We start from the raw sequence: 15531 nt of genomic DNA, 5'->3' as shown, positions 1-15531 counted from the left end.
ACCCGGCCGCGGGGCTCCGGAGCGGTGGGCGCGGCACGGTCCGGTGAGCGCGGCCCCGGACGCGCAGCCCAGACCAGCGGGCGCAGCCCACACCGGTAGGCGTGCCCCGGGCCGGCGGGCGTAGCCCAGACCGGTAGGCGTGCCCCGGCCGGCGGGCGTAGCCCAGATCAGCGGGCCTGCCCCGAACCGGCGGGCACGACCGGCAGGCGCGGCAGGCTGGCGCGGCCGCGGGCCGGTGGGCGCAGCCCAGACCAGCCAGCACGACCGGCAGGCATGGCCACGGGTCCCCGGGCCGGTGGCGCGGCACGGACCGGCAAGCGCGCCCCGGGGGGCCGATGGGCACAGCCCAGACTGGCGGGCGCGCCACGGATCGGCGGGGCGCAGCCCCGGGCCGATGGACGCAGCCCAGACCGGCGGGCGCAGCCCAGACCGGCAGGCGGAGCCCGGGACGGTGGGCGCGGCCGGGGTGGTGGGGTGATGTGTGGGTTTTTGTGTGGCCGGGTGCGGCACTCGGAGTCGGGAGCCTGCCTCGGAGCCGGAGCCTGGCCCGGAAGTGGCCTCGCCCGGGGCGGCCCTGCATGATGGTCCGCCGACGCCCGTCGGGTTCCGGCCGATCCCGGAGGTCCCGCCGGTGCGGTCCCGACACGTCCCATCCGATACGGAGTCACGCTCGTGCCCAGCAAGAAGGCCCTCGTCCGCCGTCCCAGCCCCCGCCTGGCCGAAGGCCTGGTGACGCACATCGAGCGGGAGAAGGTCGATGCCGGTCTCGCGGTCGAGCAGTGGGAGGCCTACGTCAAGGCCCTGCGCACGCACGGCTGGGAGACCATCGAGGTGGACCCGGCCGACGACTGCCCCGACTCGGTGTTCGTCGAGGACACCGTGGTGATGTACAAGAACGTGGCGTTGATCACGCGCCCCGGCGCCGAGTCCCGCCGGGCCGAGACCGCCGGGGTCGAGGAGGCGGTGGCCGCCCTCGGCTGCTCGGTGAACTGGATCTGGGAGCCCGGCACGCTGGACGGCGGCGACGTGCTCAAGATCGGCGAGACGGTCTACGTCGGCCGGGGCGGGCGCACCAACGCGGCCGGGGTGCAGCAGCTGCGGGCCGCCTTCGAGCCGCTGGGCGCCCGGGTGGTCTCCGTGCCCGTGAGCAAGGTGCTGCACCTGAAGTCGGCCGTGACGGCGCTGCCGGACGGCACGGTCATCGGGCACATCCCGAAGATGGACGCGCCGTCGCTGTTCGGCCGTTTCCTGCACGTGCCCGAGGAGTCCGGGGCCCATGTCGTCCTGCTCGGCGGCGACAAGCTGCTGATGGCGGCCAGCGCGCCGAAGACCGCGGAGCTGTTCGCGGACCTCGGGTACGAACCGGTCGTCGTGGACATCAGCGAGTTCGAGAAGCTCGAAGGGTGTGTGACATGCCTCTCGGTGCGCCTGCGGGAGCTGTACACCTGACCGTGTGACCCTCTCTCCCGTTCAGCCCCTGGACCTGCGGGTCCCGGGGCTGTCGTGCGTCCAGCGCGCTCGCACGGGAACACCGGCTGATCAGCGGTCTTTACAGCACCCTTAACCTACGGACTCGTAACCTACGGATTCGTAGCCTACGATCCCGTAGGTTCCCGGCGCCCGCGCCGGACCGTAGTCCGTAGTCAGCTGTTCCCTGGAGTTCCCGTGACGATCACTTCCCCGCACCTCGGCAGCCCCGCCGTCTGGACCGATGCCCGGCTGCTGTACGCCCTGGAGGAAGTGGTCGAGAAGGAACTCAACCGGCATCTGAAGGTCGCCAAGGACTGGATGCCGCACGAGTACGTGCCGTGGAGCGACGGCCGCAACTTCCCCGGCCTCTTCGAGGACGGCGAGGCCTGGGACAAGGAGCAGTCCAAGGTCACCGAGATCGGCCGGATAGCGCTGGTGGTCAACCTCCTGACGGAGGACAACCTCCCCAGCTACCACCACGAGATCGCCTCGCTCTTCGGCCGGGACGGCGCGTGGGGCACCTGGGTGCACCGCTGGACCGCGGAGGAGGGCCGGCACGGCATCGTGATGCGGGACTACCTGCTCACCTCGCGCGCGGTGGACCCGGACAAGCTGGAGCAGTTCCGCATGTCCCACATGAGCGAGGGCTTCGAGTCGGACAACCGCCACTCGATGCTGCACTCGGTCGCCTACGTCGCCTTCCAGGAGCTCGCCACCCGTATCTCGCACCGCAACACGGGCCACCAGTCCGGCGACCCGGTCTGCGACCGCATGCTCGCCCGCATCGCGACCGACGAGAACCTGCACATGGTCTTCTACCGCAACCTGCTCAAGGCGGCCTTCGAGCTCGCCCCGGACCTGACCATGCAGGCCGTACGGGACGTCGTCGTGAACTTCCGGATGCCCGGCCACGGCATCCCCGGCTTCGAGCGCGCCGCCGCGCAGATGGCCATCGGCGAGGTCTACAACCTGCGCATCCATCACGACGACGTGCTCCAGCCCGTGCTGCGCTTCCTGAAGGTCCTGGAGATCGACGGGCTGGGCCCGCAGGGCCGTCAGGCGCAGGAGGAACTGGGCCTGTTCATGGGCGGACTGGACGCGGAGGCCAGCAAGTTCGACGAGAAGCTGGCCGCCCGCAAGGCCCGGCTGGCAGCACGCCTGGGCAACTGACCCCGCCTGGCCGTCCACCTGCTCCCCCGGCCGGCCGGCTCAGCCGCTCGGCCCGGGGAGGGGGGATCGCACCCCGCTGTGCGGGCCCGTCCGTCAGTGCGAGGTACGCCGCAGGCGCAGTCGTTCCTTCTCGGACAGGCCGCCCCAGACACCGAACCGCTCGTCGTGGTGCAGCGCGTACTCCAGGCACGCGGAGCGGATGGGGCACATACCGCAGATCCGCTTGGCCTCCCGCACGGAACTGCCCGGCTCGGGAAAGAAGAAGTCCGCCCCGGTCTGCGCGCACAGCGCCTTCTCCTGCCAGGCCAGCTCGGGTGAGGTGATCGTGTCGATGTGCATGGCCAGCAATGTGCCGGGCGGCGCGAAACGTTCGATCAACGCGGGATCAACGCCTCGGAGGCGAGGCGTCGTCCGACCGCACGATGATGGCGCCGCCGCTGCCCGGGGTGGGCCCTCAGCCCTGTCCCGGCCGCCCCGCGAGGATCCCGAAGTGGGCCCCCTGCGGGTCCTCCAGCCGGGCCATGCGGCCGACTCCTGGCACGGCCGCGGCGGGCATACGGACCGTGCCGCCCAGCTCCTCGGCCCGGGCGGCCGTGGCGTCCGGGTCGTCGACCGCGAAGCAGGGCAGCCAGTGCGGCCCGGACCCGGCCTTCGCGGGATCGTCGGCCAGGGGCACCAGACCGCCGAACAGGGCGTCCTCGCCCGTGCCCGCGGGGTTGAGGCCGGTGTAGCCGCCGCCGGGGAAGGGGACGGCGGAGGTCTCCCAGCCGAGGACGGCGTGGTAGAACGCGGCGGCGCGGGCGATGTCGAGCGTGTACAGCTCCACCCAGCACAGCGCCCCCGGCTCACCGGCCAGGTCGACGCCCTGCCGCCGGGCCGGCTGCCAGATGCCGAAGGGCACGCCCGTCTGGTCGGCGAGGACCGCCATCCGGCCCTGGTCCAGCACGTCCAGTGGCGCCACGGGCACACCGCCGCGGGCCTGCTCGGCCGCCCGGGCCGTGGCATCCGCGTCGGGGCTGCGGAAGTACACGGTCCATGAGGCCGGAGCCGGTGCGGACTCGGTGCGCTGGCCACCCGCGACGGTCCGGCCGGCGAGCTGGAAGAAGCCGTAGCCGCCGGCTTCCGGGCCCGCGGAGCGGAACTGCCAGCCGAACAGGCCTTCGTAGAAGGCGGTGGCGCCCTCCAGATCGGCGGTCGCGAGGTCGACCCAGTTCGGGGCGCCGTCGGCGGATCGGGTGGTGAGCATGTGTGCCCTCCTGCCAGAGGTCCCGGGTGCCTGCCCTGCCGAGTCTCGCACCGCCCTTCGACGGTCGCCGCCGGACATGCTGGAAACCGAGGAGAAGACCCCGCGCGTCAGACCCGGCGCATCACGCCGAAGCCCGCCGCACCAGGGTCGTCGGCAGGACCACGCTGGACGGGGCGCCGTCGGCCGGCTCCTGGTGGGCGGGGCGGTCCAGGTCGCGCAGCAGCAGGCGGGCCATCAGCCGGCCCATCGTCTCGATGTCCTGCCGGACCGTGGTCAGCGGGGGGTCCGTCTGTTCGGCGACGGGCGGCATGTCGTCGAAGCCGACCACGGCGACGTCGTCCGGGACGCGCCGCCCGTGCTCGCGCAGCACCCGCAGCGCGCCCGCGGCCATCAGGTCGTTGGCGGCGAACACGGCGTCCAGTCCGGGGCGGCGGCCGAGGAGTTCCCGCATGGCGCGCTCGCCGCCGGCCGGGGTGAAGTCGCCCTCGGCGACCAGGCCCGGGTCGGCGTCCACCATGACGTCCCGGTAGCCGTCGAGGCGGTCCACCGCCGAGGTCTGGTCCAGGGGGCCGGTGATGTGCGCGATCCGGGTGCGCCCGAGGCCGGCCAGGTGCCGCACGGCCTGACGGGCGCCGCCGCGGTTGTCGCTGTCCACGTACAGCGGGGTGCGACCGCCGTCGGCCCACCCCGGCCGTCCGCCGAACACGGTCGGCACACCCGCGCTGTGGATCAGCCCGGGGAGCGGGTCGTCCAGGTGCAGGGAGAACACCAGCGCGCCGTCGACATGGCCGCCGGCGAGATAGCGGGCCACCCGCGCGTGGTCGTCACGGCCCTCGGTGAGCAGCAGCACGAGCTGGTTGTCGTGCGCCGTCAGCTCCTTGCTGATGCCGCGCAACTGCTGGGCGAAGAAGGGGTCGGCGAAGACGCGGGTCTCCGGCTCGGCGATGATGACCGCGACGGCGTCGTGCCGCTTGGTCACCAGGCTGCGGGCGGCCTGGTTGGGGACGTACCCGAGTTCCTCCACGGCCCGCCGCACCCGCTCCACGAGGGGTTCGCGCACCCCGTCCGCGCCGTTGACGACGCGGGAGACGGTGGCCCGTGACACACCGGCCCGCGCGGCCACGGCCTCCAGCGTGGGGCGGGGCGCTGTCTCGGTCACCTGGGCTCCTCCTGGGCGGTTGCCGATCAGGATAGCCCCGGTCGTACGCAGTGGTGAGAGCGCTCTTTCTCCCCCGCGCCCGGCCCGTCAGTGCGCGTGCGGGTCGTACCCCGGGATCGTCCCGTCCGGCTTGCGCACCAGGAACAGCCCCACCATCCCCATGTCGGAGTGGCTCTGGACGTGGCAGTGGTACATCCAGGCCCCCGCGCCGACCCCCTCCCCCGCGATCACCTGGAAGCCGAAGGAGTCGGCCGGGCCCACGATCTTGTTGTCGATGACCTGGCTCGGGTCGTCCGGCCCGGTGAGCATGCCGGTGCGGTTGTCGGCCCAGCGGTGCCCGTGCAGATGGAAGGTGTGGTAGTACTCGCCGTGCGTGATCACGACGAACTCCACGCGGTCGCCCACCGTGGCCTCGAAGTGCGGGCCGCTGTGCGCCGGCTTGTTGTTGATGAGCATGTCGTTGAAGACGATCGTGTGGGTGCGGTCCGGCAGCACGTCGCCCCTGCGGCGGACGATCACCGGGCCGTACAGGCCCTTGCGGATCCCGCCGGTGCCGTGATCCGTGCCCACGACGTGGTCGTGGTAGTGCCAGTAGCCGGCGCTGCCCGCCCGCCAGGTGCCGTCCGCGCGGCGGCCCGGGGCGTGGGTGCGCCAGGTGTAGGTGCGGGTGCCGCCCGGCTCGACATGGCTGCCGTTGAGCCGGGTGCCGTCGCTGCTGATCTCGTAGTCCAGGCCGTGGACGTGCAGGCTCACGGGCACGTCCAGGGTGTTCTCGAACTCGATGTGCAGGGTGTCGCCCTCGTTGAGCTCGATGAGCGGGCCGGGGACGGTGGCCTTGCCCTTCTCGAAGCCGTAGCCCAGCTGCCCGTCGGCGAGCTTCTCCGCGTACAGCCTGACGCGTCTGACCTCGCCCCCGGCCGCTGCCGTGCGCGCCGGTCCGCCGGCGCCCACGGCCTCGGGCGCCAGGGACAGCGAGGTCGCCACGGCCGCGCCGCCGAGCAGGACGCGCCGGTTGAAGCTGCGTCTGTCCATGCCGAACTCCCCACTGAGGTCGCGGAGTTCGAGACGGTAGCCGGGCATCGCGGGTTTATCCACACCCGGGACAAAGTTCGTCAGATCTGGTCCATACCTCTTGGCGGCTGACACAAAGGCGTCTAGGTTCCTTGGCGCTGTTGCTGTGACCGAGGAGGTGCCCATGCACTTACGAGGGTTGAGCACGAGAAGACATCTCTGGGCGGTCACCGCGACCGCCGGAGTCGTCGCCGGGCTGCTGTCCGCTCCCGCGGCCGGCGCGCGCCCGGCGCCCGAGCCGCTGACAACGATGTCGATCAAGGCGCCGCCGGGCGGCGCGGACGTACGGGTGCTGATCTTCCACGGCTCCGCGGCGGCCGGGGAGGAGTCGCCGGTCGTCGACGCCGGGATCGCGGCTATCGAGAGGATCGGGCTGTCCGGGCCGGCCGGTGAGCGGTTCGAGGCCGAGGCCACCGACGACGCCGCGGTGTTCACGAACGCCGCCGAACTCGGGCGCTACAACGCGGTGGTGTTCCTGACGGGCGGCGGAGACGTCCTGGATGCCGAGCAGGAGGCGGGCCTGGAGGCCTACATGGAGGCCGGCGGCGGTTTCGTCGGCATCCATGACGCGGCCCGCGCGGAGCCGTACTCCGACTGGTTCACCGGCCTGGTCGGCGCCCGCCCGGCCGCCTCCTCCCCGGCGGCCGTGCAGCGCGCCACCGTCGAGGTCGGCGACCGGAGGCACCCGGCAACCAAGGACCTGCCGGTGCAGTGGAAGCGCCCCGACAAGTGGCTGAACTGGGTGAGGAACCCGTCGGGCGAGGTGCACACCGTCGCCCGGGTGCGGGAGTCGACCTACCAGCCGGGTGCGGGCGGCAACGGCTCGGACCATCCGGTGAGCTGGTGCCGCGACTACGACGGCGGCCGCTCCTTCTACACGGCCATGGGCGGCACGGCGGCGTCGTACGACGAGACGGACTTCCGCACCCATCTGCGCGGCGCCCTGCTGTGGGCGACGCGGCTGGTGCGCGCCGACTGCAAGGCGACCATCGCGGGCAACTACAAGGCCGAACGGCTGACCCGCCCCAACCAGCCGGGGCGCAGCGACCAGATCGGCGAGCCGCACGGCCTGGTCACGGCGCCCGACGGCCGGGTGTTCTCCATCGGCCGCGGCGGCGCGGACTCCTCCCAGCCCGTGATCACGGACTGGAACAACCCCGACATCGGCAAGGGCAAGGGGCAGGTCCACGTCTGGAATCCGAGGACCAGGCAGGTCACCCTCGCCGGCGAGCTGACCGTCTTCGGCAACAAGGGCGGCGGGGACGAGCTGACCAAGGTCGAGGAGGGGCTGCTCGGCATCGAACTGGACCCGCGCTTCGAGCAGAACGGCTGGGTGTACCTGCACTACACGCCGCACTCCCGCATCGACCGGGAGACGCACATGGCCGAGCGGCGCGTCTCCCGTTTCACCCTCGACCTCGCCACCGACAAGCTGGACCTGGGCAGCGAGAAGGTGCTGCTGGCCTGGCCGGTGCAGATCCACAGCTGCTGCCACGCGGGCGGCGGGATGGCCTGGGACTCCCGGGGCAACCTGTACATCGCCACCGGCGACAACAACTCCAGCGGCTTCAGCGGCGGTTACTCGGGCAACAACCCGCAGCCGAACTTCAAGGGTGTCTCCTTCGCGGACGCGCGCCGCACCGCGGGCAACACCAACAACCTCAACGGCAAGATCCTGCGCATCCATCCGGAACCGGACGGCACGTACACCCTCCCCGAGGGCAACCTCTTCACCGGCAGGGAGACCGACGAGGGCGGCGGCAAGACGCGCGGCGAGATCTACGTGATGGGCGTACGCAACCCGGCGCGCATCTTCGTCGACAAGTCGACCGACATCCTGTACGCGGGCTGGGTGGGCCCCGACGCCTCCGCGCCCTCCCCGACCTGGGGCCCGGCCAAGTACGACACGTTCGCCGTCATCACGAAGGCGGGCAACCGGGGCTGGCCGTACTGCATGGGCGACCAGCAGCCCTACCGGGACCGCAACCTGCCGGACCCGTCGAAGCCGCTGGGCTGGTACGACTGCGACCACCCGAAGAACGAGTCGCCGAACAACGACGGCCTGGTGAACCTGCCGCCGGTCACCGGCAACAACATCTGGTACTCCCCGCAGGGCGGCGCGCCGGACTACCCGCGCGACGCGAACGGCGTCCCGTCGTACCGGCCGGAGGAGGCCACGTACCGCCTGCCGTGGCTCAAGGGCGGCGGGCAGGCCGCGATGAACGGGCCGGTCTACCGGCACGGCCTGGTCGCGGCCTCCAGTGACGTCAAGTGGCCGGAGTACTGGGACGGCAAGTGGTTCGTCGGCGACTTCTACGACGGTGACCAGCCGCGCCACGCGGTGCTCATGGACCCGAGGACACAGGGCGACGGCGGGCTGCCCGTCCACGCGGAGTCGCTGAAGAAGATCGTGCCGGCCGGCAACGACGGCATCCGCAACCTCATGGACTGGAAGTTCGGCCCGGACGGCGCGCTGTACGTCCTCGACTACGGCCGCGGCTTCTTCACCTCCGACTCCCGGTCGGCGCTGTGGCGGGTGACCTACACGGGCGGCGGTCCGACACCGGCCGCCGATCAGCTGGCGAGGGGGACACAGCGGTGAGACGGCACAGGAGAATCCGGACGGCCCTGCTGGCCGCCGTGCTGATGGTGCTCGGACTGCCACCGGCCGTCGCCGCCGGACAGGACGTGCCCCCGGCCGCCGCCGCGGCCCAGGTCCTCACCTGGACCGCCGGCGACGACATCACCACGTACACCTCGGCACCGGCGACGGCGGTGGCCGGTGCGGCGACCATCGTCTTCGAGAACAGCGCGGCGACCGGCAACACCACCGGCATGCCGCACACGCTGACGTTCGTCACCAGCGACCCCGAGTACAACGACGACGTCCAGCTCAACATCCTGGCCAATCCGAACGACGACCAGGGCGGCCGCCACACCGCCGAGGTCACGCTCACCCCGGGCCGCTACCTCTACCACTGCACGATCCCCGGGCACGGGCAGATGCAGGGCGTCCTGGTGGTGACCGGGCCCGGCGGCGGGGACACCACGGCGCCCGAGGCGTCGGCGCACGTCGCCGGGACGCAGAACCCGCAGGGCCAGTACGTCGGTTCGGCCTCCGTGGCGATCCACGCCACCGACGAGGGCGGCTCGGGCGTCGACCGGATCGAGTACGCCCTCGGCGCGTCGGGCCCCTGGCAGCCGTACACCGCCCCGGTCGTCGTGGACCAGGCCGGCAGCCACACGGTCCGCTACCGGGCGCTGGACAAGGCGGGCAACGTCTCCGCCGAGAAGAGCGTCACGTTCACGGTCGTCGCCGCGCCGTCGGACGACACCACCCCGCCGGAGACGTCGGCGACGGTCGGCGGCGAGCGGAACGCGGACGGCGCGTACCTCGACATGGCGACGGTGACGGTCTTTGCCTCCGACCTGGGGACGGGGGTCGACCGGATCGAGTACGCCCTCGGCGCGTCGGGCGCCTGGCAGCCGTACACCGCGCCCGTCATGGTGCACCAGCCCGGCACCCACACGGTGCGCTACCGGGCCGCCGACAAGGCGGGCAACGTGTCGGCGGAGAAGAGCGTCACGTTCATGGTCGTGACGGCGCCCGCGCAGGACACCACCCCGCCGGTGACGGGCGTGAGCGTCGAGGGCACGAAGAACTCCGACGGGGCCTACATCGGCACCGCGAAGGTGACGGTCGCGGCCACCGACACGGGCGGCACGGGCGTGGACCGCATCGAGTACGCGCTGGACGGCGGGCCCTACCTGGCGTACACCGGGCCGGTGGTCGTGGACCGCGCGGGCGCGCACACCCTCGCCTACCGGGCCACCGACAAGGCCGGCAACACCTCCCCGGCCCGCACGGTGAGCCTCACGGTGGTCGCCGGCCAGGTCCCGGCCCCGCCCTGCCCGGAGTTCGACGAGCGGTCGACGGTGATCGTCGGCACGGTCGACTCGGGGGTGCCCAACCGGATCACCGACAGCCGCTGCCGGATCAACGAGCTGATCGAGGACGAGAAGGAGTGGACGTCCCACGCGCTGTTCCTCAAGCACGTGAAGTCGGTGCTGGACCGGCTGCTGAAGCACGGGGTCGTCGACCAGCGCGAGTACGACGCCGTGCACCGGGCCGCCCGTGAGTCGGGGATCGGCAGGCCCGGCCGGCAGGAGGGCTACCGCACGATCCTCGACGGCACCGCGGAGTCCTTCGCCCGGTGGCAGCAGGTGGGCGGCGGTTCGTTCGCGCTGAACCCCGACGGTTCCCTCACCTCCGGCACCACCCGGCCGGGCATGGGCATGCTGTGGTTCCCGCAGCGCACGTACGGCGACTTCTCGCTGCGCCTGCAGTGGCGTGACGACGCGCCGGGCACCGGCAACGCCAACTCGGGCGTGTTCGTGCGCTTCCCGTGGGTCCACGACCACCCGGAGGAGCCGCGGCCGGAGTGGGTCGCCATCAAGTACGGCCACGAGGTGCAGGTGCTCGACCGGCCCGACGGCGACCAGTACAAGACGGGCTCGGTCTACGGCTTCGACCGGGTCGGCCTCGCCGGTGCCGGCGTCACCCAGAAGGGGACCTGGAACGACTACGAGATCCGGGTGGTCGGCCAGCACTACTCCGTCTACCGCAACGGTGTGCTGATCAACGAGTTCGACAATATCGGCGGCCAGGAATTCTCCCCGCCCCGCTCGGACGACCCGGGCACGGACGGGCGGCGGTTCGCCTCCGGCTACATCGGGCTCCAGGTGCACGGGACCACGGATGTGATCTCGTTCCGGGACATCCGGATCAAGGAGCTGTAGGAGGCCGGGCCGCCGGGGGCTCGGTCGTCGCCGGCTTCTGCTTCTTCGCCCGGCTCGGCTGTACCCGCTTGGGTTCCCCCGGCATCTTCGGATACTCGGGCGGGTACGGCAGGTCGCCCAGCCCGTGGTCGTGTTCGTCACGGCGGGCGAGGTCGAGCAGGGCCTCCAGGGAGAAGCGGTGGTCGTCCATGTCCGCGTGGACGTCGCCGAGTTCGGCGAACCGCGCGGGCATGGTCGCCAGGTCGAAGTCCCGGGGATGGGCGACGCCGACCTCCTCCCAGCGCAGCGGGGCGGAGACGGGGGCGTGCGGGCGGGGCCGTACGGAGTAGGCGGAGGCGATGGTGCGGTCGCGGGCGGTCTGGTTGTAGTCCAGGAAGATCCGCTTGCCGCGCTCCTCCTTCCACCACTTGATGGTCACGTGCCGCGGCATCCGCCGCTCCATCTCCCGCCCGACGGCGATGGCGGCGCGCCGCACCTGGGTGAACGTCCAGCGCGGCTCGATCGGCACGAAGACGTGCAGGCCGCGGCCTCCGGAGGTCTTGGGCCAGCCGCGCAGCCCGCCGAACTCGTCGAGGACCGCCCGCAGTTCGTGGGCGGCGCGCACGGCGTCGCCGTAGTCGGTGCCGGGCTGCGGGTCGAGGTCGATGCGCAGTTCGTCGGGGCGGTCGACGTCGCCGCGGCGCACCGGCCAGGGGTGGAAGGTGAGGGTGCCGTACTGGGCGGCCCACACCACGGCGCCGACCTCGGTCGGGCACATCTCGTCCGCGCTGCGGCCGCTGGGGAAGGTGATGTGCGCGGTCGGGATCCACCCGGGCATGTTCTTCGGCGCCCGCTTCTGGAAGAACCACTCGCCGCCCAGGCCCTCCGGGTAGCGCTCCAGGGTGGTGGGACGGTCGCGCAGGGCGCGCAGGATCCCGGGGCCCACGGCCAGGTAGTAGCGGGCGAGGTCCAGCTTGGTGAAACCGCGCTCCGGGAAGAAGACCTTGTCCGGGCTGGACAGCCGCACGGTACGGCCGCCGACCTCCAGTTCCACCGCGTCACCCATGCGAGCCACGGTAGGCGTACCGGGCGTACCTCGCACACCGGGCGATACCTGGCGTGAGCGCGCAGAATCGGAACATGGATCTGCCGGTCATGCCCCCCGTCAAGCCGATGCTCGCCAAGCTGGTGGCGAAGATCCCGCCCGGGATGCAGTACGAGGCCAAGTGGGACGGGTTCCGGGCGATCGTGTTCCGCGACGGGCCCGAGGTGGAGCTCGGCAGCCGCACCGGCAAGCCGCTGACCAGGTACTTTCCGGAGCTGGTGACGGCCGTGCGGGAGCGGCTGCCCGAGCGGTGCGTGGTGGACGGGGAGATCGTGATCGCGCGGGAGGGGCGGCTGGACTTCGACGCGCTCACCGAGCGGATCCACCCGGCGGACTCCCGGGTGCGGATGCTGGCGGAAAGGACCCCGGCGTCGTTCGTGGCCTTCGACCTGCTGGCGCTGGCGGACGAGTCGGTGATGGACCTTCCTCTCACCGACCGGCGCCACCTCCTCGGCATCGCGCTGTCGGACGTCACGGCCCCCGTGCACCTGGCTCCGGCGACCACCGAGGTGGAGGTGGCCGAGGAGTGGTTCGAGCAGTACGAGGGGGCCGGACTGGACGGGGTCGTCGCCAAGCCGCTGGACCTGCGGTACCTGCCGGACGAGCGCGCCATGTACAAGATCAAGCACGAGCGCACGGCGGACGTCGTGGTCGCGGGCTACCGCCTGCACAAGACGGGGCCCGTGGTGGGGTCCCTGCTGCTGGGCCTGTACGACGACCGGGGCACGCTGCAGCACGTGGGCGTGTGCGCGGCCTTCTCCATGAAGCGGCGGGCGCAGCTGGTGGAAGAGCTCGAGCCGCTGCGGATGGACGACGTCCGGGGACATCCGTGGGCGGCCTGGTCCGACGAGGCGGCGCACGAGACGGCCCGGCTGCCCGGTGCGCCGAGCCGCTGGTCGGCCAAGAAGGACCTGTCGTGGGTGCCGCTGCGGCCGGAGCGGGTCGCCGAGGTCGCCTACGACCACATGGAGAACGGGCAGCGGTTCCGCCACACGGCCCAGTTCCGCCGCTGGCGCCCGGACCGGACACCGGAGAGCTGCACCTACGAGCAGCTGCAGGAGCCGGTCCGCTACGACCTGGCGGAGATCTTCGGCCCGTAGCCGCTCTGCGCCGCTCCGGTGTGCTGCTACGGCTGCATGAGCACCTTGACGGCGCCGTCCTGCTTGCGCTGGAACATCTGGTAGGCGTGCGGGGCGTCGGACAGCGGGACGCGGTGGGTGGCGAAGTCCTCCACGCCGAGGGGGTCCTCGTCGGTGAGGTACGGCAGGATCTCGTCGGTCCAGCGGCGGACGTTGGCCTGGCCCATCCGGATCTGGATCTGCTTGTCGAACAGGGTGAGCATGGGCATCGGGTCGGCCATCCCGCCGTACACCCCGGACAGGGAGATGGTGCCGCCGCGCCGTACCAGGTCGATGGCGGTGTAGAGGGCGGCGAGCCGGTCGACGCTGAAGCGCTCGGCGAGCGGGCCGCCCAGTTTGCGGGGCAGCAGGGCGGAGGCCTGCTGGGCGAGCTTGGCCGCCGCGCTGCCGTGGGCCTCGGTGCCGACCGCGTCGATCACGGCGTCGGGGCCGCGCCCGTCGGTCTCGTCACGGATCGCGGCGACGAGTTCCTTCTCGTTGTCGAAGGCCCGCAGGTCGTACGTCTCCACGCCCCGCTCGCGGGCCCGGCGCAGCCGCTCCGGGACCAGGTCCACGCCGAACACCCGCCCCGCGCCGCGGATCTGCGCCACCCGGCAGGCCATGTCGCCGATGGGGCCGAGGCCCAGGACGGCGATGCTGCCGCCCTGCGGGACGCCGGCGTAGGCGACCGCCTGCCAGGCGGTGGGCAGGACGTCGGAGAGGTAGACGAAGCGGTCGTCGGGCGGGCCCTCGGGGACCTTGATCGGACCGTACTGCGCCTGCGGGACGCGCAGGTACTCGGCCTGGGCGCCCGGCACCGAGCCGTACAGGCGGGTGTAGCCGAACAGCGCCGCGCCCATGCCCTCGCCGTGCACCTGGGTGGTCTCGCACTGGGTCTGGAGCCCGGTCAGGCACATCCAGCAGTTGCCGCAGGCGATCTGGAACGGCACCACGACCCGGTCCCCGGCCTGCAGGTCCGGCACGCCCGCGCCGACCTCCTCGACGATGCCGATCGGCTCGTGCCCGAGGATGTCCCCCGGCGTCATGAACGGGGTGAGCACCTCGTACAGGTGCAGGTCGGACCCGCACAGTCCGGTGGAGGTCACGCGGATGATCGCGTCCGTCGGTTCCTGCAGTGTCGGGTCGGGCACGTTCTCCACCCGCACATCCCGCTTGCCCTGCCAGGTCACTGCCCTCATGCCTCGCGCTCCCTCCGTCGTGCGCGCGTCGGTCGTACGGCGTCGCCCGGGTACCCGGGCGGGTCCCCCGTGAACCGTGCGCCGCGTCGACCGACGGCGGAAACGCCACCGCCGACCGAATCCGGTCGTTTGTGGCCAGCAATGGCCCTATAAGCGCACAATCGAGAAAAATGGATGATCTGAAACGCGGGGGCGACGGTGGGCATGAGACGAAGGGCGCGCACACGGCGCGCCGCGGCGACGACGGCGCTGCTGGCCGCCGCACTGACCGCCTCCCTGGCGGCGGGCTGTACGGGTGCGGACGGCCCGGGCGACGACGGCCGGGGCTCGCCGCGGGAGTCGCCGCGCGGCTCCGCGCACCCACCGTCGCCCCGTCAGAAGCGTGCCGCTCCGCCCGTACTGGCCGTGAAGCTCGACAACGCCCGGGGCGCCCGCCCCCACACGGGCCTCGGCGCCGCCGACGTGGTGTACGTGGAGCAGGTCGAGGGCGGGATGAGCCGGCTGATGGCGCTGTACGCGACCAGGCTGCCGCGGGCGGTCGGACCGGTGCGCAGCGCACGCGAGTCCGACCTGGAGCTGCTGCGCCAGTTCCACCGGCCGGTGCTCGCCTTCTCCGGGGCGCAGAGCAAGCTCCTGCCGGTGATCGACAAGGCGCCGCTGGAGGCCAGGTCGCCCGCCGACGCCTCCGGCGCCTACTTCCGCGGCACCGCCAGGGCCGCCCCGCACAACCTCTACCTGCGGCCCGGCCGGCTGATGCGCTCCGCGCCCGGCGAGGCGGCGCTGACCACCGGCTTCCACGACGGCCCCGCCCCCGAGGGCGGCACGGCCACGGCCTCGCGCACGGTGCGCTATCCGGCGGCCCGGTTCACCTTCACCTGGTCCCCCGCCCGCGACCGCTGGCTGGTCGCCATGGACGGCAGCCCCGCGACGGCGGACGGCCGGCAACTGACGGCCGCGACCGTGGTCGTGCAGTACGTGACCATCCGCGCGTCAGCCTACCGGGACTTCCGCGGCAGCAACTCGCCGTACACCGAGACGGTGGGCTCCGGGAAGGCGACGGTGCTGCGCGACGGGCGGGCCCACGAGGTGCGGTGGCAGCGGGAACACGCCGAGGACGGCACCACGTTCACCACCGGCGACGGCGCCCCGGTGCACATGGCCCGGGGCCAGGTGTGGATCCTGTACGTCAAGGCGCCCTGAGCCGAAGGGCGCCG

General features: G+C 72.4%; 12 protein-coding genes. 6 read left to right on the top strand and 6 right to left on the bottom strand.

The features are described from left to right. Positions 1-672 precede the first annotated feature (672 nt). Together ddaH and AB0K80_RS13190 are read left to right on the top strand one after the other, a co-directional pair. A complete protein-coding gene (gene ddaH / locus AB0K80_RS13195; protein WP_365668865.1) occupies positions 673-1449 on the top strand; it encodes a dimethylargininase in 777 nt (258 codons plus the stop codon). 216 nt (positions 1450-1665) lie between these two features. After that, positions 1666-2640 carry an acyl-ACP desaturase gene (locus AB0K80_RS13190; RefSeq protein ID WP_365668863.1) on the top strand — a complete coding sequence of 325 codons (975 nt, stop codon included), beginning with the start codon at positions 1666-1668 and terminating at the stop codon, positions 2638-2640. A 93-nt stretch (positions 2641-2733) separates the two neighbouring features. Here the strand turns inward: AB0K80_RS13190 and AB0K80_RS13185 are convergent, their stop codons facing one another. The 4 genes from AB0K80_RS13185 to AB0K80_RS13170 all read right to left on the bottom strand — a co-directional run bounded on the left by AB0K80_RS13185 (position 2734) and on the right by AB0K80_RS13170 (position 6077). After that, positions 2734-2979 (bottom strand): WhiB family transcriptional regulator, encoded by a 246-nt coding sequence (locus AB0K80_RS13185; RefSeq protein ID WP_365668861.1) that lies wholly within the window; start codon positions 2977-2979, stop codon positions 2734-2736. A 115-nt stretch (positions 2980-3094) separates the two neighbouring features. Beyond that, entirely contained in the window at positions 3095-3886 is a 792-nt protein-coding gene (locus tag AB0K80_RS13180; protein ID WP_365668859.1) for a VOC family protein, read from the bottom strand. 121 nt (positions 3887-4007) lie between these two features. Further along, positions 4008-5045, bottom strand: a complete 1038-nt coding sequence (locus tag AB0K80_RS13175; RefSeq protein WP_365668857.1) for a LacI family DNA-binding transcriptional regulator — start codon at positions 5043-5045, stop codon at positions 4008-4010. A gap of 87 nt (positions 5046-5132) precedes the next feature. Then, complete coding sequence (locus tag AB0K80_RS13170; RefSeq protein WP_365668855.1) at positions 5133-6077, bottom strand: multicopper oxidase domain-containing protein; 945 nt, start codon at positions 6075-6077, stop codon at positions 5133-5135. Positions 6078-6240: 163 nt separating this feature from the next. Here AB0K80_RS13170 and AB0K80_RS13165 point away from each other — a divergent pair, with 163 nt between their 5' ends. Further along, positions 6241-8718 carry a ThuA domain-containing protein gene (locus AB0K80_RS13165; protein WP_365668853.1) on the top strand — a complete coding sequence of 826 codons (2478 nt, stop codon included), beginning with the start codon at positions 6241-6243 and terminating at the stop codon, positions 8716-8718. Between the two features lie 44 nt (positions 8719-8762). Next, complete coding sequence (locus tag AB0K80_RS13160) at positions 8763-10916, top strand: family 16 glycoside hydrolase (protein WP_365669162.1); 2154 nt, start codon at positions 8763-8765, stop codon at positions 10914-10916. Here AB0K80_RS13160 and ligD read toward each other — a convergent pair. Further along, positions 10903-11961: a non-homologous end-joining DNA ligase gene (ligD, locus tag AB0K80_RS13155; protein ID WP_365668852.1), complete on the bottom strand. Its 1059-nt coding sequence runs from the start codon at positions 11959-11961 to the stop codon at positions 10903-10905. The genes AB0K80_RS13160 and ligD overlap by 14 nt on opposite strands. Before the next feature lie 74 nt (positions 11962-12035). On the opposite strand from ligD, the gene AB0K80_RS13150 reads away from it, so the two are divergent. Further along, positions 12036-13100, top strand: coding sequence for an ATP-dependent DNA ligase (locus tag AB0K80_RS13150; RefSeq protein ID WP_365668850.1), 1065 nt, complete (start codon positions 12036-12038; stop codon positions 13098-13100). A 26-nt stretch (positions 13101-13126) separates the two neighbouring features. On the opposite strand, the gene AB0K80_RS13145 is transcribed toward AB0K80_RS13150, so the two are convergent. Next, complete coding sequence (locus AB0K80_RS13145; RefSeq protein ID WP_365668849.1) at positions 13127-14317, bottom strand: zinc-dependent alcohol dehydrogenase; 1191 nt, start codon at positions 14315-14317, stop codon at positions 13127-13129. A 204-nt stretch (positions 14318-14521) separates the two neighbouring features. On the opposite strand from AB0K80_RS13145, the gene AB0K80_RS13140 reads away from it, so the two are divergent. Beyond that, positions 14522-15517, top strand: coding sequence for a DUF3048 domain-containing protein (locus tag AB0K80_RS13140; RefSeq protein ID WP_365668847.1), 996 nt, complete (start codon positions 14522-14524; stop codon positions 15515-15517). Positions 15518-15531: the final 14 nt, after the last annotated feature.

This window comes from Streptomyces sp. NPDC052682 (assembly GCF_040678435.1).
Taxonomy (GTDB): domain Bacteria; phylum Actinomycetota; class Actinomycetes; order Streptomycetales; family Streptomycetaceae; genus Streptomyces.
This window is presented reverse-complemented; position numbering and strand designations above follow the sequence as displayed.